This is a genomic window from Pseudarthrobacter sp. NPDC092419 (assembly GCF_044755045.1).
In the GTDB taxonomy this organism is placed as follows: Bacteria; Actinomycetota; Actinomycetes; order Actinomycetales; family Micrococcaceae; genus Arthrobacter.
Window position 1 is genome coordinate 169,456 of the sequence record NZ_JBIVQF010000001.1, and the last position, 18,161, is coordinate 187,616.

At 67.3% G+C, this 18,161-nt stretch carries 17 protein-coding genes; 4 read left to right on the plus strand and 13 right to left on the minus strand.

The features are described from left to right. Positions 1–172 precede the first annotated feature (172 nt). The 13 genes from gatB to ACIQC0_RS00895 all read right to left on the minus strand — a co-directional run bounded on the left by gatB (position 173) and on the right by ACIQC0_RS00895 (position 12,788). A complete protein-coding gene (gene gatB / locus ACIQC0_RS00835) occupies positions 173–1,681 on the minus strand; it encodes an Asp-tRNA(Asn)/Glu-tRNA(Gln) amidotransferase subunit GatB (protein ID WP_400532209.1) in 1,509 nt (502 codons plus the stop codon). Then, the gene (gatA, locus tag ACIQC0_RS00840; RefSeq protein ID WP_400532210.1) at positions 1,681–3,252 is read right to left on the minus strand and encodes an Asp-tRNA(Asn)/Glu-tRNA(Gln) amidotransferase subunit GatA; all 1,572 of its coding nucleotides are present in this window, start codon (positions 3,250–3,252) and stop codon (positions 1,681–1,683) included. Before gatA ends, gatB begins: the two co-directional genes overlap by 1 nt. Positions 3,253–3,254: 2 nt before the next feature. After that, the gene (gatC, locus tag ACIQC0_RS00845; protein WP_377215407.1) at positions 3,255–3,551 is read right to left on the minus strand and encodes an Asp-tRNA(Asn)/Glu-tRNA(Gln) amidotransferase subunit GatC; all 297 of its coding nucleotides are present in this window, start codon (positions 3,549–3,551) and stop codon (positions 3,255–3,257) included. Positions 3,552–3,623: 72 nt separating this feature from the next. Beyond that, positions 3,624–4,001, minus strand: coding sequence for a RidA family protein (locus ACIQC0_RS00850; protein WP_400532211.1), 378 nt, complete (start codon positions 3,999–4,001; stop codon positions 3,624–3,626). A 38-nt stretch (positions 4,002–4,039) separates the two neighbouring features. After that, positions 4,040–4,552 (minus strand): GNAT family N-acetyltransferase, encoded by a 513-nt coding sequence (locus ACIQC0_RS00855; RefSeq protein WP_400532212.1) that lies wholly within the window; start codon positions 4,550–4,552, stop codon positions 4,040–4,042. A gap of 81 nt (positions 4,553–4,633) precedes the next feature. Then, positions 4,634–5,443 (minus strand): inositol monophosphatase family protein, encoded by an 810-nt coding sequence (locus tag ACIQC0_RS00860; protein ID WP_400532213.1) that lies wholly within the window; start codon positions 5,441–5,443, stop codon positions 4,634–4,636. After that, positions 5,440–7,704, minus strand: coding sequence for an NAD-dependent DNA ligase LigA (ligA, locus tag ACIQC0_RS00865; protein ID WP_400532585.1), 2,265 nt, complete (start codon positions 7,702–7,704; stop codon positions 5,440–5,442). Before ligA ends, ACIQC0_RS00860 begins: the two co-directional genes overlap by 4 nt. Positions 7,705–7,764: 60 nt before the next feature. Then, a complete protein-coding gene (locus tag ACIQC0_RS00870) occupies positions 7,765–8,319 on the minus strand; it encodes a hypothetical protein (RefSeq protein WP_400532214.1) in 555 nt (184 codons plus the stop codon). A gap of 85 nt (positions 8,320–8,404) precedes the next feature. Then, the gene (locus ACIQC0_RS00875) at positions 8,405–9,181 is read right to left on the minus strand and encodes a PP2C family protein-serine/threonine phosphatase (protein ID WP_400532215.1); all 777 of its coding nucleotides are present in this window, start codon (positions 9,179–9,181) and stop codon (positions 8,405–8,407) included. A gap of 31 nt (positions 9,182–9,212) precedes the next feature. Then, complete coding sequence (locus ACIQC0_RS00880; protein ID WP_377215401.1) at positions 9,213–10,307, minus strand: adenylate/guanylate cyclase domain-containing protein; 1,095 nt, start codon at positions 10,305–10,307, stop codon at positions 9,213–9,215. After that, positions 10,304–10,930, minus strand: coding sequence for a PH domain-containing protein (locus ACIQC0_RS00885; RefSeq protein ID WP_400532216.1), 627 nt, complete (start codon positions 10,928–10,930; stop codon positions 10,304–10,306). The genes ACIQC0_RS00880 and ACIQC0_RS00885 overlap by 4 nt, the downstream gene beginning before the upstream one ends. Beyond that, entirely contained in the window at positions 10,923–11,828 is a 906-nt protein-coding gene (locus tag ACIQC0_RS00890; protein ID WP_400532217.1) for a biotin--[acetyl-CoA-carboxylase] ligase, read from the minus strand. The genes ACIQC0_RS00885 and ACIQC0_RS00890 overlap by 8 nt, the downstream gene beginning before the upstream one ends. A gap of 75 nt (positions 11,829–11,903) precedes the next feature. Next, a complete protein-coding gene (locus ACIQC0_RS00895; RefSeq protein ID WP_400532218.1) occupies positions 11,904–12,788 on the minus strand; it encodes an SDR family oxidoreductase in 885 nt (294 codons plus the stop codon). A 223-nt stretch (positions 12,789–13,011) separates the two neighbouring features. Here ACIQC0_RS00895 and ACIQC0_RS00900 point away from each other — a divergent pair, with 223 nt between their 5' ends. The 4 genes from ACIQC0_RS00900 to ACIQC0_RS00915 all read left to right on the plus strand — a co-directional run bounded on the left by ACIQC0_RS00900 (position 13,012) and on the right by ACIQC0_RS00915 (position 18,138). Continuing rightward, entirely contained in the window at positions 13,012–14,595 is a 1,584-nt protein-coding gene (locus tag ACIQC0_RS00900) for an acyl-CoA carboxylase subunit beta (RefSeq protein ID WP_400532219.1), read from the plus strand. Continuing rightward, positions 14,592–14,849: an acyl-CoA carboxylase subunit epsilon gene (locus tag ACIQC0_RS00905; protein ID WP_400532220.1), complete on the plus strand. Its 258-nt coding sequence runs from the start codon at positions 14,592–14,594 to the stop codon at positions 14,847–14,849. The genes ACIQC0_RS00900 and ACIQC0_RS00905 overlap by 4 nt, the downstream gene beginning before the upstream one ends. 21 nt (positions 14,850–14,870) lie before the next feature. Further along, positions 14,871–16,547 carry a DUF885 domain-containing protein gene (locus ACIQC0_RS00910; protein ID WP_400532221.1) on the plus strand — a complete coding sequence of 559 codons (1,677 nt, stop codon included), beginning with the start codon at positions 14,871–14,873 and terminating at the stop codon, positions 16,545–16,547. A 178-nt stretch (positions 16,548–16,725) separates the two neighbouring features. Further along, complete coding sequence (locus tag ACIQC0_RS00915; RefSeq protein WP_377215394.1) at positions 16,726–18,138, plus strand: dicarboxylate/amino acid:cation symporter; 1,413 nt, start codon at positions 16,726–16,728, stop codon at positions 18,136–18,138. The last annotated feature ends 23 nt before the right edge of the window (positions 18,139–18,161 follow it).

Consider the following 18,161-nt stretch of genomic DNA (forward strand, 5'->3'; position numbering starts at 1 on the left):
GCCGGGACCGCTGCCGCGGCCCCGTGGGGTCAAGTTTAGGGCTGCAGGACACCACTGCATACGGGTACTTTTGGCGGCGGCCACCTGAGTACTTAAAGCGCAACTGGGTAGCGCTAAGTGTCGTTATGGACGCTCAAAACGACACTTAGCGCTACCCAGTTGGGGTGGAGGGCTAGGCTGAGACGCCCAGCTTCTCGAGGATGAGCTCGCGGACCCGGCCGGCGTCGGCCTGGCCGCGGGTGGCCTTCATGACCCCGCCCACGATGGCGCCGATGGCCTGGACCTTGCCGCCGCGAATCTTGTCGGCGACGTCGGGCTGCGCGGCAAGCGCGGCGTCGATGGCTTCCAGCAGCGGACCGTCGTCGGACACCACGGCGAGGCCGCGCTGCTCCACGATGTCCGCCGGGGTGCCTTCGCCGGCGAGGACGCCGTCCAGCACCTGGGACGCCATCTTGTTGTTGATCTTGCCGTCTTCCACCATGCGGTTGAGCTCCACGATGGTGCGGGGCTGGACGCCAAGCTGGCCCGGATCCACGTCTGCTGCCTTGGCACGGCCCACGATTTCGCCCATCCACCACTTGCGCGCAACGGACGCGCTGGCACCGGCGGCAATGGTCTCCTCGATCTCGTCCAGGACGCCGGCATTCACCACGTCCCGGAATTCCAGGTCCGAGTAGCCCCAGTCGGCCTTCAGCCGCTTGCGGCGCTCGGCCGGAGGCTCGGGCAGCGTGGCGCGCAGTTCCTCGACCCATTCCCGCGACGCAACCACAGGAACGAGGTCCGGCTCGGGGAAATAGCGGTAGTCGTCGGCGTCGGACTTCGGCCGGCCCGAGGTGGTGGTGCGGGTGTCCTCGTGCCAGTGGCGGGTTTCCTGCACCACGGGGTTGCCGGCGTCCAGGACGGCGGCGTGGCGCTGGATCTCGTAGCGGACGGCGTGTTCGACGGCGCGCAGCGAGTTGACGTTCTTCGTTTCGGACCGGATGCCAAAGCGTTCGCGCCCGTGCGGGCGGAGCGAAACGTTCGCGTCGCACCGCACGTTGCCGCGTTCCATCCGGGCATCCGAGACGCCCAGGTTCTTCACGATTTCACGGATGGCGGCCACATACGCCTTGGCCAGTTCCGGGGCACGGGAGCCTGCCCCCTCGATCGGCTTGGTGACGATTTCCACCAGCGGCACGCCGGCGCGGTTGTAATCGACCAGCGAGAAGTCCGCCCCGTGGATGCGGCCGGTGGCACCGCCCATGTGGGTCAGCTTGCCGGCGTCCTCTTCCATGTGCGCGCGCTCGATCTCCACGCGGAACACGGTGCCGTCTTCGAGTTCGACGTCCAGGTAGCCGTCGTACGCGATGGGTTCGTCGTACTGGGAGGTCTGGAAGTTCTTGGGAGTGTCCGGATAGAAGTAGTTCTTCCGGGCGAAGCGGCAGCTCTCCGCGATCTTGCAGTTCAGCGCCAGGCCGATCTTGATGGAGGACTCGACAGCGGTCTTGTTCACCACGGGCAGGACGCCCGGCATGCCGAGGTCCACCTCGTTGACGTTGGTGTTGGGGTCATCGCCGAAGACGTTCGGAGCGGAGGAGAACATCTTGGTGTTGGTGTTGAGCTCCACGTGGACCTCGAACCCCAGGACGGGATCGTATTTCTCCATGGCCTCTTCGAAACTCAGGATTTCCTCGGTGATCATTATTTTGCCTCCTGGGTTTCGAGGGCCGGGGAGCCGGCAAGTTCGGGGGCCTGTGCCAGCAGCGGGCCGCCCCATTTTTCCTCGAGCAGTGATTCCAGCACCGCGCCGACGCGGTACAGGCGGGCGTCCTCGCGGGCGGGGGCCAGCAGCTGGATGCCGACGGGCAGCCCGTCCTCATCCGCCAGGCCGCCGGGCAGTGATAGTCCCGGGACACCGGCGAGGTTTGCCGGGATGGTTGCCACGTCGTTGAGGTACATGGCCAGCGGGTCGTCGAGCTTTTCGCCCAGGCGGAACGCGGTAGTGGGCGCCGTGGGCGAAATCAGGACGTCGGCGACCGTGAAGGCGGAGTCAAAGTCGCGCTGAACCAGGGTGCGGACCTTCTGCGCGGAGCCGTAGTACGCGTCGTAGTAGCCGGCGGACAGCGCGTAGGTGCCCAGGATGATGCGGCGCTTGACCTCGTCGCCGAAGCCTGCGGCACGGGTGGCACCCATGACGCGTTCGATGGTCATGGGACCGTCCTCGGGCAGGACGCGCAGGCCGTACCTGACGCCGTCGAACTTGGCCAGGTTGGAGGACGCCTCGGACGGCATGATCAGGTAGTACGCGCCCAGCGCGTACTGGAAGTTGGGGCAGGAGACCTCCACGATCTCGGCGCCGGCGTCCTTGAGCAGCTCCAGGGCTTCCTTGAACCGGTTTTCGACACCGGCCTGGTAGCCCTCGCCGTGCAGTTCCTTGATGATGCCCACGCGCAGGCCCTCGACGTTGCCGGTCTTCGCCGCGGCTACGAGGTCCGCCAGCGGGTCGGGCAGGGAAGTGGAGTCGCGGGGGTCATGGCCGCCGATCACCTGGTGCAGCAGTGCCGAGTCCAGGACGGTGCGGGTGACAGGACCGATCTGGTCCAGCGAGGATGCCATGGCGATGGCCCCGTAGCGGGACACGCTGCCGTAGGTGGGCTTGACGCCGACGGTGCCGGTGACTGCGCCGGGCTGGCGGATGGAGCCGCCGGTGTCCGTGCCCAGTGCCAGCGGGGCCTCAAACGCGGCGACGGCGGCAGCGGACCCGCCGCCGGATCCGCCCGGGATGCGGTCCAGGTCCCATGGGTTTCGCGTGGGTCCGTAGGCCGAGTGCTCGGTGGAGGAGCCCATGGCGAACTCATCCAGGTTGGTCTTGCCCAGGATCGGCATCCTGGCCGCGCGCAGCCGCTCCACGACCGTGGCGTCGTAGGGGCTGTGCCAGCCTTCGAGGATCTTCGAGCCGGCTGTGGTGGGCTGGCCCACGGTGACGATCAGGTCCTTGACGGCGACGGGCACGCCGGCCAGGACATGCAGGGCCTCAGCTTCGGCGCCTCCCGCGGCGCGGATGGCATCCACTTCGGCGGCGACGGCCAGCGCTTCTTCGGCGTTGACATGCAGGAACGCGTTGACGCCGCGTTCGCCGCCGTCCACGGCGGCGATGCGGTCCAGGCAGGCCTGGGTGACGGCGACGGAGGTGACCTCGCCGGCGGCGAGCTTTGCGGCCAGTTCCGCGGCGGAAAGCCGGATCAGGGAGTCGGCGGTGTTCAGTTCAGTCATGGTTATGCCTCATCCAGGATTGCCGGGACCTTGAAACGGTTGTCTTCGGAATCCGGCGCGCCGGACAATGCCTGCTCGGCCGTGAAGGTGTGGCCCACAACGTCCTCGCGGAACACATTGGCCAGCGGGATCGGGTGGGACGTGGCCGGGACGTCATCCCCGGCGGCCTGGCTGACGGACTTCACCGAATCCACGATGACGGCCAGCTCCCCGGCCATCCTGTCCAGCTCTTGGTCACTCATCTCGATGTGAGCGAGCCGCGCGAGATGCGCAACATCGTCACGGTTGATCGCAGCCATGGATCTCCCCTGCAAAGTACGGATTGTTTTCCGATCCAGTCTAGTGGGGAAACGGCCGGTGCCCCGCGTGGGTCAGCCCTTCTGGGCCACCAACTCGATTTCCACCAGCATCTTCGGGTCAAGGAACGGCAGCACGTGGACCAGGGAGAGCGTGGGGCGGATCTCGCCAAAGACCTCGCCGTGTGCCCGGCCGGCTTCCTCCCATTTGCTGATGTCCGTCAGGTACAGCTTGGACTGGACCACGTCACCGTAGCCGAAGCCTGCGTCGGAGAGGACGGTGCCAAGCTTCTCCAGAATGTAACGGGTCTGGGTGTAGAAATCCTCGCCCACGATCCCGTCCTCGCCGCTGGCGGCGGTGGCTGAAATGTAGAGGGTGTTGTCCACCTGGACGGCCCGGGAATAGCCGAGGGTCTGTTCCCAGACGGAGCCGGTGCCGAAGGCTTTGCGCATGGTGGAGCCTTTCAAAGCCGGAACGGGTCGGCACCACTTTAGGGCTGGTGCACGTCCAGCCGGTAAACCAGCAGCTTTATGTCGGTCCCCGGGACCAGCCAGTCACGCTCGGGGATCCGGCGGAAGCCGGTGGCCCGGTAGAGGCCGTGCGCACTAAGCCAGCTTTCGCCGGTGGTCAGTGCCACGGCGCGAATCCCCGGAAGCGCCCGGGCGTGCGCGATGATCGCTTCCAGCAGGGCCCGTCCGGCGCCGCTGCGCTGGACGGCGGGGTCCACGACGAGCATGCGGAATTCGAGTTCATCATGCAGCGCGATGTCCGCATAAGGTTCTCCGGCCACAGCCAGCGTCACAGACCCCACGACGGCGCCGTCACGCTCGGCAACCCAAATGGTGGCCTCACCGGCGCGCAGGGCGACGTCCTGGATCTTGCGCATGTACGGGTGGTCCACGTCATCGAAGTACCCCGCAGCGAGGTAGGCGTCGCGCGTGATGCGGGCGACGTCGTCGTAATCTGCCTCGACGGCGGGACGGATGGTTATCTGCGGCTGCACCCGTCAATGGTAGTGGCGGGCGCAGCCGCAGAGGCGCCGGAGGGCATTTTCCGTGACTGAACTATCACTCCCCGCGCCGGGTCAGAGCGGAAACCTGCCCGAAAGCTCCAGCCCCGCGGCGCACGTCCAGGCGTCCAGGCGTTCCTGGTCCGACGGGCCGCCGTCCAGCGGGCTGGCCAGCCGCGGCCGGCGCACCCAGCAGCCGGCCTCCTCGGCGATCAGGGCACCGGCGGCGAAGTCGTGTTCATTGAGTCCCCGCTCGCCGTAGGCGTCGTGCGTGCCGTCCGCCACCATGCACAGGTCGAGGGCGGCCGAGCCCAGCCGCCGCACGTCCGCGAAGCCTTCGGCCAGTTCCGCAAACGCTGCTGCCTGCTGCGACCGGACGGCCGGATCGTAGCTGAAGCCGGTGGCCAGGATCTGTCCGGTCCGCCCGGGCACCGGACCCTCCAGCCGGGTCAGCCGGCCGCCTTCCTCAAGCCATGCGCCCTCCCCGCGCACCGCGTGGTAGATCCGGCCGAGGGCAGGGGCGTGGACGACGCCGGCCAGCCACGTACCGTGCGGACCGGCCACTGCCACCGAGGTGGCGTAGTAGACGATGTTTCGGATGAAGTTGGTGGTGCCGTCCAGCGGGTCGATGGACCAGCGGTAGCCGCTGGGATCGGCGGGGCGCGTGGTGCCGTGTTCCTCGCCGGTGATGCTGTCGCCCGGGCGGGCCGCGGTGATGACGCCCCGGACGGCGTCCTCGGCCGCGACGTCGAAGGCGGTCACCCAGTCCCCTGCCGCGCCCTTGTTGCTCGGCGCAAGGGCGTCGGCGGTGCGCCCGACGAGTACTTCGGCGCCCGCTGCGGCTGCTGCCCTGGCAACGGCAAGGAGTTCGTCCGCGGCGGTCACGCCTGATCCTCCGCGGTGTCGGCCGCTTCTTCCGGCACATCCGGATCCGGCGTGACTGCCCCGCCCCCCAGTGCCGCCGGTCCGCCGTCGAGCAGTTTCCGGAAGCCCTCCTCGTCCAGGACGGGAATGCCCAACTGCTCGGCCTTGTCCAGCTTGGTGCCCGCGCTTTCGCCGGCCACCAGGTAGTCGGTTTTCTTAGAGACCGAGCCCGACGCCTTGCCGCCGCGGACCAGGATGGCTTCCTTGGCCTCGTCCCGGCTGAAGTTGGGAAGGGAGCCGGTGACCACCACGGTGACGCCTTCCAGGGTCCGGGGGGTGGATTCGTCGCGTTCATCTGCCATCCGGACACCGGCGGCCGCCCAGCGGTCCACGATCTCCCGGTGCCAGTCCTCCGCGAACCACTCCTTGAGGGCCGCGGCGATGGTGGGGCCGACACCGTCCACGCCCGCCAGTTCCTCCTCCGATGCCTGCCGGATGGCGTCCATGGTTCCGAATTCGGTGGCCAGTGCCCGCGAGGCACGCGGGCCGACGTGCCGGATGGACAGCGCCACCAACACCCGCCACAGCGGCTGGGACTTGGCCTTGTCCAGCTCCTTGAACAGTTTTTGGGTGGTGGCCGTGGGCTTGGACGGGGACTTGGCCGTGCCTTTGCTGTAGAAGTACGGCACAAGTTCGAACTCCCCGGTGGACATGCCCTTGCTCCGCTTTTCCCGCCGGATCCGGACCTCGGCGAGGGACTCGGGGGTGAGGTCGAAGAGGTTGGCCTCGGAAGTCAGCGGTGGCACTTCCGGTTCCGCAGGCTGCGTCAGCGCGATGGCCGCTTCCCAGCCGAGCGCCTCGATGTCGAACGCCCCGCGGCCCGCAAGGTGGAAGACCCGCTCTCGCAGCTGCGACGGGCAGGACCTGGCATTGGGGCAGCGGATGTCCACGTCCCCCTCCTTGGCCGGCTTGAGCGGCGTGCCGCAGGAGGGGCATTCGGTGGGCATCACGAAGTCGCGGACCGGCGGGTCCTGCTGGTCCCGAAGCGCCAGGACGGGTCCCACGATTTCCGGGATGACATCACCGGCTTTGCGGAGCACCACGATATCGCCGATCTTCACACCTTTGGCCTGCACCACGTCCTGGTTGTGGAGCGTGGCCATCTCCACGGTGGACCCGGCCACCTTGACGGGCTCCATGATGCCGTAGGGGGTGACCCGGCCGGTGCGTCCCACGTTCACTGCGATGTCCAGCAGCTTGGTGTGCACTTCCTCGGGCGGGTACTTGTAGGCGACTGCCCAGCGCGGAACACGGCTGGTGTAGCCCAGGCCGCGCTGGGTGGCGAAGGTGTCCGCCTTGACCACGATGCCGTCGATCTCGTGGAGCAGTTTGTGGCGCTGCTCGCCGTATTTCCGGATGAACTCCAGCACCTCGTCCAGCCCGTCCAGGACCTCGTAGTAGGGGCTGACCGGCAGGCCCCATGACTTCATCAACGCATAGGTTTCGGACTGGCTCCTGGCCTCCAGGCCTTCCCGGGCGCCGATGCCGTGGACGAACATCTTCAGCGGCCGCTTGGCCGTTTCCGCCGGGTCCTTTTGCCTCAGCGAGCCGGCAGCGGCGTTGCGCGGGTTCGCCAGCGGCGCCTTGCCCGCCTCGATGAGCGCGGCGTTGAACTCCGCGAAGGCCTTGGACGGGATGAAGACCTCGCCGCGGACTTCCATCTCCGCCGGAAAGCCGGAACCCGTGAGCTGCTGCGGGATCTCATTGATGGTGAGGACGTTGTGGGTGATGTCTTCGCCGGTGGTGCCGTCTCCCCGGGTGGCGGCCCGGACCAGTTTCCCGTCACGGTAGAGGAGGTTGACCGCGAGTCCGTCGATCTTGAGTTCGGTCAGCCAGGCGGTTGCGGCGGCGCCGTCACTCAGCCTGGCGATGCTGGCCTGGGCCTTGGCAAGCCAGGCTTCGAGCTCATCGAGGGAGAAGACGTCCTCGAGGCTGTACATCCGCTGCAGGTGCTCCACCGCGGCGAAGGCCGCCGAGACTTCGCCGCCGACTTCCTGGGTCGGTGAGTCGTTGGCCACCAGCTCGGGGTGCAGCGCCTCGATTTCCTCCAGGCGGCGGAAGAGCGCGTCGAACTCGGCGTCCGAGACAAGGGGTGAGTCTTCCTGGTAGTACGCAAAGCGGTATTTGCGGACCAAGTCCACCAGGTTCTCGTACTCCCCGCGAATCGAACCGGAGGGGGTCGACTCCTGGCTGTCCTGTCCGTCGGTCCTGGTGTCGGTCAATTCTGCGGGGCCTGGTCCTGTGCTCACAGACCTATCTTGCCTTACCGCCGGGAGGGCCGCTCAGTGCGCCCGCACCCGGTTCCTGCCGTACCAGGCGAAGGCGGCGGCGCTGATTCCCACGAGCATGCCGCCGGCGGTGATGTTCAGCGGGTCAGGGCCGCCGGACCCGCCGACGCGGGACAGCGCGGCCTCTGTGGGGCGGGCGGACCGCGTGTAGGGCGTGTCCCAGTTGGACTCCGTGGACGGTTCCGCCGAACCCGGATGTGAAGGCGAGGGCGTAGCCGTCTTCGCCGGTGCCGCCGTTGCCGGGGGCGGGGCAGGCACCGTTGCCGGGGTGGCAGGGACGGGATCCACCTCAGGGCCTTGCGGAGCCGGGGCTTCCGGGGGTGCGGGCTCTGCAGGTGCCGGCGGGCCGGGCGTCTCCTTGTTCTTGCCGCGTCCCTCACCGGGCCGGGATTCCGTTCCCAGGCAGGATTCTCCGCAGTCCGGGGATGTAGTGGCGTCCGGCGAATCAGCCGCCGCCGCACCGCCTGCCGAGAGGCTCACCGAGAGCGCCAGGACCGCGGCCGAGGCCGAAGCGGACATGGCGCGGAGTGCCGATTGGGAGGGGGTCATTGCTACCTTTCGATGCGCGCAGTCCCCCCACCCGCGGCTTTCTGGTCCAACCGGTAGTCTGCTATACCTCCCGGAGGGCCGCAAATCAGGCAGCGCCTGCAGCCCTCGTATCCACCACGATCACGGTGACGTTGTCCCGGCCGCCGTGGTCCAGCGCGGCATGGATCAATTCCATGGCTGCGTCCTGCGGATCGGCCACCGTGTCGAGGATGCGGGCGATGCTCCGGTCGGCCAGTTCGCCTGTCAACCCGTCGGAGCAGACCAGGACCCTGTCGCCTGCTTCCGCAGGCACCAGCCAGAAGTCGGCTTCGTTGTCCTCGCCGGTCCCCAGGGCACGGGTGACCACATGCCGCTGCGGATGGCTGGCGGCTTCCTCGGCGCTGATCTCTCCGTCGTCCACGAGTTCCTGAACCAGCGAGTGGTCCACGCTCAGCTGTTCCAGGTGGCCGTGACTGAACCGGTACGTGCGGGAATCCCCCACGTTCATCACGAGCCAATAGGTCCGGCCCAGCTGCTCCACCAAGACGGCACCGGAGAGCGTGGTTCCAGCGCGGGATCCGGTGGCGCCGCGGATTGCAGCGTCCGCCCGGAGCAGGTGGGCCTGGAGGGCGGGCGCCGTGAGGCTCCGCTCCCCGGTTTCGACCTGGGGAATCGCCGCCAGCGCCTGAACGCAAAGGCCGCTGGCCACCTCCCCGGCTTCGTGGCCCCCCATGCCGTCGGCCACTGAGAAAACCGGTTCGCGGGCAAGGTAGGAATCCTCATTGAGCGCCCGGCGGTGTCCCCGGTCCGTGCCGTGGCCGCAGGTGAGGGCGAGCCGGGTGCCTGCGGTGGTGCCCGCGGCCTGGTTTGGTTGTGCGTTCATATCCGTCATCACGTTAGGACAGGCACCCGGCCTAGTCCACCACCAGGCCCTTACCCAGTCCGCGTGTCAGCCGCACCGGCCTGATCTCGCCGAAGCCGCGCACGTTCTCCGGCGGACGCGGCTCCATCACGAAGCGCTCGTCGTGTTCCAGTGCGGAGGCGGTCATGGAGTCGATCAGGACCGTTCCGGGGTCCGCCAGGGAGGTGAGGCGGGCTGCCAGGTTGACGGTGGGGCCGTAGATATCGCCAAGGCGGGACAGGATGCGGCCCCACACCATCGCCACGCGGGCCTCGGGGAGGATCTCGTCGTCAGTGAAAGCCTGCGCCAGCGCCAGCGAGATCTCCGCTCCGGCCGCCGGTGTTTCGGCAATGTAGAGGACTTCGTCCCCCACTGTCTTGACCAGCCTGCCGCCGCCCACGGAGATGATCTCGGCGCACTTGTTCTCGAACCGCTGGACCAGCCGGGCCAGCGTTTTCTCGTTCATCCGCCGGGAGAGGCTGGTATAGGAGACCAGGTCCGCGAAGCCCACGGCGCGCGCGAGCGGCAGCGGGGCGTCATCCTCATCGCCTTCGCGGCCTTCCTCGCTGGCGCGGAGTCCGGCTTCAGCCCGGACGGCCAGTCTTTGGATGCCTGCGTTCAGCTGCCGGCGCCAGGAGTAGACGAGCATTTCCTCAAGGGCATCGACCAGTGCGGGCAGTTCGTTGACCAGCCGTTTGCGGGCCACCGCGTCCGTCACCCCCTGTTCATGGACCATGTCTTCCACCAGGGCCTCGATCTGCCACACCACCATCCGGTCCGTCATCTGGCCGATTGACCGGGTGATTGAGATGGCGGCCTCTTCCGTCAGCTTCCCGGAGCGGACCAGGTCCACCACGGTGGAGAGCGCCGACTGGTCGCGTTCGGTGAAGGCAACGTCGTCGTCGCCGAAGTTGGGGAAGCCGAGGGCGCGCCACAGCTTGCGCGCGGACAGCAGGGAGAGCCCGGCGCCGGCTGCAACTTCACGCCGGCGGAGCTTGCGTTCGCCGCCCAGCAAGCGGGATTCGAGGGCCTTGGCTGCCAGCCGCTCGGCGGACATGGCCTCGGGCGCGGCAGGTTCGACGGTCTCCTCTGCGTGCTCACCGTTCATACCGTCCACCTTCTCCCGTTTCCTCTACTGCCTGCTCCGCCACTGCCTGTTCCGCCATCCTCCGGTTCCGTGCCGCCGAATTGCGCCGCTTCCGACCCGGACTCCCGGGTGTCCGCAGGGAGCTCCGCGATGGCGTCGAGGATGAAGTCCCGGAACCGAGCCGCCTCCGGCACGTCCGGCAGGGTCATGGTGTCCTGGTATCCGGTTTCCAAGGATATATTCCCGCTTCGCAGCAGTCGCTGCAGCAGCGTTTCATGGACGGTGAGGTTACGCACGGAGGCGAGGTTCACCTGGTGTTCGCTGCGGCGCAGCATTCCTGAGCGGGCCAGGAGGCGGCGGCTGGTGAGGATGTAGCGGGTTCCGTGCCAGCGCAGGAGCCGCGGCAGGCAATAGCCCAGCCAGGCCGCCAGGACGGCGGCGGCAAGGGCGGCCACGAGCCAAGGCGTCCATTCCTGACGGAGGGCGGGCACCAGCCGCACAGCCTCCCCGCGGATCACCCAGGCCGCGGCGAACGCGGACATGGCGGGTGCAAGGATAAAAACAACGACGGCGCCGGCAAGTTTCCGTGGCTGCGGACGGGTGGTGACAATCACCTGCTCGCCCGGGACCAGGTGTTTACGCATAACCGTCCTGGCCGGAACTGTCCGGCGGCGTCCACGGCCGGAGGTGGACCACGTCGCCGGCCGTGACCACGTGCTCACGGCCGTCCCGGTCCACCACGAGGAGGGACCCGAACTCGTCCAGCCGGGTGGCGTGCCCGATGATTTCGTGGTCGCCCGGCAGCTGCGCACGGACCTGCTTGCCCAGGGTGGCCATCACCGATTCGACGCGCTTGTGCAGTGAAGGGCCGCCCGCGAGCCCTGCCGCAGGGTCGCCGTCGGCGTTGCAGAAACTCCGGTAAAGCGAGGCGAAATGGGAAAGGTAGCTCTTAAGCAGCTCCGTGCGGTTCACGGTGCGGGGCGATTCCAGGACAACGGACGTGGCCGTGGGCACCGGCAGGTCCTCCTCCCGGAGCGTCACGTTCAGCCCGGTCCCCAGCACCACAGGCACGGATCCGTCCACCATGGGAGCCAGCTGGGCGAGGATGCCCGCGATTTTCCGGCCGCGGACCAGGACGTCATTGGGCCATTTCAGTTCAGCGGGGATCCCTGCGGTTTCGAGGAGGGTTTCACGCAGCGCCACGGCGGCGATCAGGGACAGCCATGAATAGGTGTCCGTGGGGAGGGGCCTGCCCTCCGCGTTGACGGGGCGCAGGACGACGGAGACGGAGACTGAGCTGAGCGGCGGCGCTTCCCAGTGCCGTTCCAGGCGGCCGCGTGCCGCTGTCTGGTACTCGGCGGTGAGGACGGAGAGGTCCGTCCAGGCGGCAGGATCGGATGCCACCGCCCGCAGCAGGTCCGCATTGGTGGAGCCGGTGGAGTCCACTACGTCCAGCCGGGGAATTCCGGCCGCCATCAGGAACCGCTGGTCTGCCAGTTCCGGCCTGTCCAGGGGGGTGCCTTGGGTGCGTGCGTCGTCCATGACTAGATCCTATCGACACGGACCGGCCGGAGCCCGCAGGATAACCGGGTGGAGGCGCGCCCTTCCAATGGCGGCCTAGAGGAAAATGTCCGGGACAAGCTGGTCCTCCGGCGCACCCAGGCTGTAGGGACGGAAATCCGCCACTCCGGCTGCGCGCAGCACCTCCTCGTCCGTATAAAAGTTCCCGCTCGCCGCCCGCCCTTCGCCCAGCGACCCGGCCAGGATGGCATGCGCGGCGTCCGCCATGATCCGGGGCCCGCGCGCGGCCCGCACCATGTCCTCCCCGCGCGGCATGTTGCGGATGGCGGCGGTGTCGATCAGGGTGCACGGCCACAGGGAGTTGACGGCGATCCCGTCTGCCGCGAGTTCCTCGGCGAGGCCCAGGGTGGTCAGGCTCATGCCGTACTTCGCCATCGTGTAGGCCAGGTGCCGGCCGGCCCAGGCCGGATCAAGGTTCAGCGGCGGTGAGAGCGTGAGGATGTGGCCGTGCGGGGACTGTCGCAGAGCCGGCAATGCCAGCTTGGACAGCAGGAAGGTGCCCCGGACGTTGATGTCCTGCATAAGGTCGTACTTTTTCATGTCGATCGCCTCCGTCGTGGAGAGGTCGATCGCGGAAGCGTTATTGATGACGGCGTCGATGCCGCCGAACCGCTCCACGGCCGAGTCAACGGCGCGCGCCACGTCCTCGTCCCGCCGGACGTCGCCCACCAGCGGAAGCGCCGCTCCGCCGGCTGCGGTGATCTGTTCGGCTGCCGTATATACGGTGCCCGCCAACCGGGGATGGGGTTCGCCGGTTTTGGCCATCAGGACGATGTTGGCCCCGTCCTGCGCCGCCCGTTCCGCGATGGCCAAGCCAATGCCGCGGCTTCCGCCGGAAATGAGGAGGGTCCGGCCCTGCAGGGATCCGCTGGCCTGATAGGGCCTGCCGGCGGCCGTCAAAGCGTCGTTGCTCGAAGTCATGGGAACACTGTAACCCAACTAAGTTACTGACCAGTAACATTACGTTGCGGCCGAGGGCACGGCTGAAAATTGTAGGTTCCCTACAGCTGCAGGGGCAGGATGCGTCACTAGACTAGCCAGCAGGGTCCGTTTTTTGTGTGGAAACTACTTAAGGTCCGGCAGCCACGGTCCGCCAGCAAAGACAGCGCCACAGAACCAAACTGCTACAGAGCCGGAGATATCCATGAGCCACGATCTGACAACGACAGCGGGAAAGATCGCCGATTTCCGCGACCGCCAGGCCCGTGCAGAGCAGCCCTCCGGCCCCGAGGCCATCGAAAAGCAGCATGCGCGAGGGAAGAACACCGCCCGGGAGCGAATCGCCCTGCTGCTGGATGAGGACTCCTTTGTTGAATTCGACGCCCTCGCCGTACACCGTTCCACGGCCTTCGGCATGGAGAAGAAGAAACCGCTCGGCGATGGCCTCGTTTCCGGGTACGGCACCGTTGACGGCCGCCTGGTGGCGGTCTACAGCCAGGACTTCTCCGTCTACGGCGGCTCGCTGAGCCAGGTCAACGGCGAGAAGATCGTCAAGGTTCAGGAATTTGCGCTCCGCAACGGCTGCCCCGTCGTCGGAATCCTGGACGGCGGCGGCGCCCGCATCCAGGAAGGCGTCGCCTCCCTCGCCATGTTCGCGGACATCTTCCGCAATAACGTGCACGCGTCAGGCGTGGTGCCGCAGATCTCGCTGATTATGGGCCCCTCCGCAGGCGGTGCGGCCTACTCCCCCGCCCTGACCGATTACGTGGTGATGGTGGACAAGACTTCACACATGTTCATCACGGGCCCCGACGTCATCAAGACCGTCACCGGTGAAGACGTGGACATGGAGACCTTGGGCGGCGCCCGGCAGCACAACGCCACCACCGGGACCTCCAGCTACCTCGCCTCGGATGAAACGGACGCCATCGACTTCGTCCGCGAACTGCTGGACTTCCTGCCCTCCAACAACCTCTCCGAGGCGCCGGTGCTGGACCACCACCAGGAGCTTGAGGTCGACGATGACGACCTCGTCCTGGACACGCTGATCCCGGACTCCGCCAACCAGCCGTATGACATGCGCAGCGTGGTGGAGCAGATCGTGGACGACGGGCACTTCCTGGAGATGCAGGCTCTCTACGCGCCGAACGTGATGATCGGCTACGGCCGGGTGGAGGGCCACACCGTGGGCATCGTCGCGAACCAGCCGCTGCAATTCGCCGGAACCCTGGACATCGCCGCTTCGGAAAAGGCGGCCCGCTTTGTCCGCCACTGCGACGCATTCAACATCCCCATCATCACCCTGGTGGACGTGCCCGGATTCCTGCCCGGCAAGGACCAGGAGTTCCAGGGCATCATCCGCCGCGGAGCCAAGCTGCTCTACGCGTACGCCGAAGCTACCGTCCCCAAACTCACCGTCATCACGCGCAAGGCGTACGGCGGCGCGTACATCGTCATGGGCTCCAAGAAGCTCGGCGCGGACCTGAACCTGGCATGGCCGACGGCGCAGATCGGTGTGATGGGTGCCCAGGGCGCGGTGAACATCTTGTACCGCCGCGACATCGCCGCCGTGGCCGAGGCCGGCGGCGACGTCGAGGCCCGCCGCGCGGAAATGATCCGCCAGTACGAAGAGGAACTCCTCAACCCCTACCAGGCAGCGCAGCTGGGATACGTGGATGCCGTTATCGCGCCCTCCGAGACCCGGGTGCAGATTATCCGCGGGCTCCGGGCCCTGCGGGACAAGCGCGCCAGCCTTCCCGCCAAGAAGCACGGGAACATTCCGCTGTGACGAATCCCAAGGAAGACCAGGCATTCGACGCCCAGGCAAACGGAGAACAGGCACCCGAAGCGCCGCTGCTTTCCGTGGTCAAGGGACAACCTACGGCCGAAGAGCTCGCTGCGCTGACCGCCGTCGTACTTTCCGTGGGCGGAAGCGAAAGCGCCGGCACCGTCCGCCCCAGCGTCCGCCACTGGGTGCGGCGGCAACAGCTGCGTCTGGCGCCCACCCCCGGCCCCGGGGCGTGGAAGCGCAGCAGGGGCTGACGTTCGACTAGTCTCGGGGGTGTGACTACCGACACCCGCCGCCCGCACACCCGCATTGACGCCGTCGCCGACGATTACACCGAGACCCTCATCGCGCTGAACCCGACGTTTGCCACCACCTTGGGCATCCCGGGCCACGAAACCGAGTACCAGGACTTTTCACCGGCCGGAATCGCTGGGTTTGCCGAGGCTGCCCGCGACGCCTTGACCCGGCTGGAGGGTCTGGAGCCCGAAGATGATGTGGACGCCGTCACCCTCGATGCGATGCAGGAGCGGCTCGGGCTGCAGCTGCTGATCCACGCCTCCGGCTGGGACTATGCGGACCTGAACAACATCGCTTCCCCCGCGCAGGACATCCGCGCCATTTTCGACCTCATGCCCACCGACACGGAAGAGCAGTGGGAACACATTGCCGGCCGCGCCCGCAACGTTCCAGGGGCCATCGACGGATATGTCGAGTCACTGCGGGAAGCGCGCGACGCCGGCCGGGTTGCCGCCGCGCGCCAGGTCAGGATAGTAGCGGGGCAGGCTGCGAAGTACGCGGCGGAGGAAGGCTTCTTTGCCCGGCTCGCAGCCGATGCGGCGGCGGCAACCGGCCCCCTGGGCCCCGCCACGCAGAAAATGCTCGACGACGGCGCTGCCGCTGCCCGGGACGCCTACGCCCGCCTCGCGGAATTCCTCGAAACCGAACTGCTGCCGTCCGCTCCGGAGAAGGACGCGGTGGGCCGGGCCCGCTACGCCTTGGCCTCGCGGTCCTTCCTGGGCGCCACCGTTGACCTGGAAGAGACGTACGCGTGGGGCGTGCAGGAACTCGACCGGCTGATCACCCAGCAGGAGGAGGTGGCCAACCTGATCAGCCCTGGCGCCACCATCGCGGAGGCCAAAGACCTCCTCGACAAGGATCCCGCCCGGCAGCTGAAGGGTACAGACGCGCTCCGGGAGTGGATGCAGGCGCTCTCCGACAAGGCTGTGGCGGAGCTGGCCGGCGTGCACTTCGAGATCCCGGACGTGATGAGGAAACTCGAATGCCGGATCGCGCCTACCGATGAAGGCGGCATTTATTACACCGGCCCCTCGGACGATTTCAGCCGGCCTGGCCGGATGTGGTGGTCCGTCCCCGCCGGGGAGGACACTTTTACCACGTGGGCCGAGACCACCACCGTGTTCCACGAGGGCGTGCCCGGCCACCACCTCCAGGTGGCCACCGCGACGTACCGCCGCGAGCTGCTCAACAACTGGAGAAGGAACGTCTGCTGGACTTCGGGGCACGGCGAAGGCTGGGCACTGTATGCCGAGAAGCTGATGCACGAGCTCGGCTACCTGTCCGATCCCGGCGACCTGATGGGCATGCTGGACATGCAGCGCATGCGTGCGGCGCGCGTGGTCTTCGATATCGGCGTCCACCTTGAGCTCGACATGCCGGAACGCTGGGGCTCCGGCGCCTGGACTGCGGTCAAGGGCTACGCCTTCCTCAAGGAGAACCTGCCCATCAGCGAGGGGCAGCTGGACTTCGAGTTCGCCCGCTACCTGGGCTGGCCGGGCCAGGCGCCGTCCTACAAGGTGGGTCAGCGGCTGTGGGAGCAGATCCGTGCGGACCTTGAGGCCCGGCCCGGGTTCGACCTGAAGGAGTTCCACACGCGGGCCCTGAACATCGGCTCGGTGGGACTCGACACCCTCCGCCGGGCACTCTTGAAATAAACCGGGCTCAACAGGCCTTCCGCGAGACGTTAAGCACACCCGGGACGGGAATAACTTAACAATTCCCGCTGCATCCCTTGTGTTTATTGGCATAAGGGTCAGCCGGTAGAAATTTGGGTGCGTAATATTTCTCAATGTTCATTCGTAGTGCTATGCGCGCTGGGCCTAGCTTGTTCCGGTGAGTACTTCGACCAGCACCCTTCCCCCTGCCGGAAAGACCGGCTTCCAGCTGCCCCGATGGGCCGGATCCTTCGGCGTCCAGATCATCGCGGCCCTCATTGTCGGCCTGGGCCTTGGCCTTCTGGCCAAGTACACGGGCAGCACCAAGGAAGTGCCCAACGGCCTGGGCGCCACGCTGCAGACCATCGGCTCCAGCTATGTCTCCCTGCTGCAGACCGCCGTGGTCCCCCTGATCTTCACGGCCGTAGTCAGCTCCATCTCCAACCTCCGGGAAGTCTCCAACGCAGCCAAGCTCGCCTGGAACACTCTCCTGTGGTTCGCCATTACCTCCCTCATCGCGGTCCTGATCGGCATCGGCCTGGGCGTCCTCCTGCAGCCCGGCAGCAACACAGGCATTGTGGGCGAAGGCTCTGAACCGGCCAAGGTGGGCAACTGGTGGGCATTCCTGACCGGCCTGTTCCCCAAGAACTTCCTGGGCCTCGGCGCCACTTCCACGGTGGCTGAAACCGGCGCGGTCACCACGGCCGTCAGCTTTAATGTGCTGCAGATCCTGGTCATCGCCATCGCAGTGGGCGTCGCCGCGCTGAAGGTGGGGAAGGCCGCCGAGCCCTTCCTGGCCCTGAACGCCTCTGCCCTGGCCGTCATCCAGAAAGTCCTCTGGTGGATCATCCGGATCGCCCCACTGGGCACCGTGGGCCTGATTGGCAACGCCGTGGCCGTCTACGGCTGGGACACCATCGGCTCGCTGGGCCGGTTCACCTTCGCCATCTACGTTGGCCTTGCCCTGGTCATCTTCGGGGTCTACCCGGCGCTGGTGCGCAGCCACGGATTGTCCGTGAAGCAGTACTTCTCCGGCGTCTGGCCCGCCGTGCAGCTGGCGTTCGTATCCCGCTCTTCCGTCGGCACCCTGCCGCTGACCCAGCGCGTCACCGAGCGCAGCCTGGGCGTCCCCCGCGCCTACGCCTCGTTCGCCGTGCCACTGGGCGCCACCACCAAGATGGACGGTTGCGCAGCCATCTACCCCGCCATCGCGGCGATCTTCGTGGCCCAGTTCTTTGGTGTCCAGCTGGACTTCAGCCAGTACCTGCTCATCGCCCTGGTCTCCGTCCTGGGCTCGGCGGCCACCGCCGGAACCACGGGCGCCGTGGTGATGCTCACCCTGACGCTCTCCACGCTGGGACTGCCGCTGGCCGGCGTCGGACTCCTGCTGGCGATCGACCCGATCCTGGACATGGGCCGGACCGCGGTTAATGTTGCCGGCCAGGCGCTGGTGCCCACCATCGTGGCCAAACGCCAGGGCATCCTGAATGAAGCGCTGTACAATGCACCGCGCAACGGCACCCCGTTCGTGGATGACAGCGAAGACACCGCCGGCGGGGACACCCGCGTCCTCCAGGACGCCAAGGCATAAGTCTCAACGCCAAAATCCCCGGG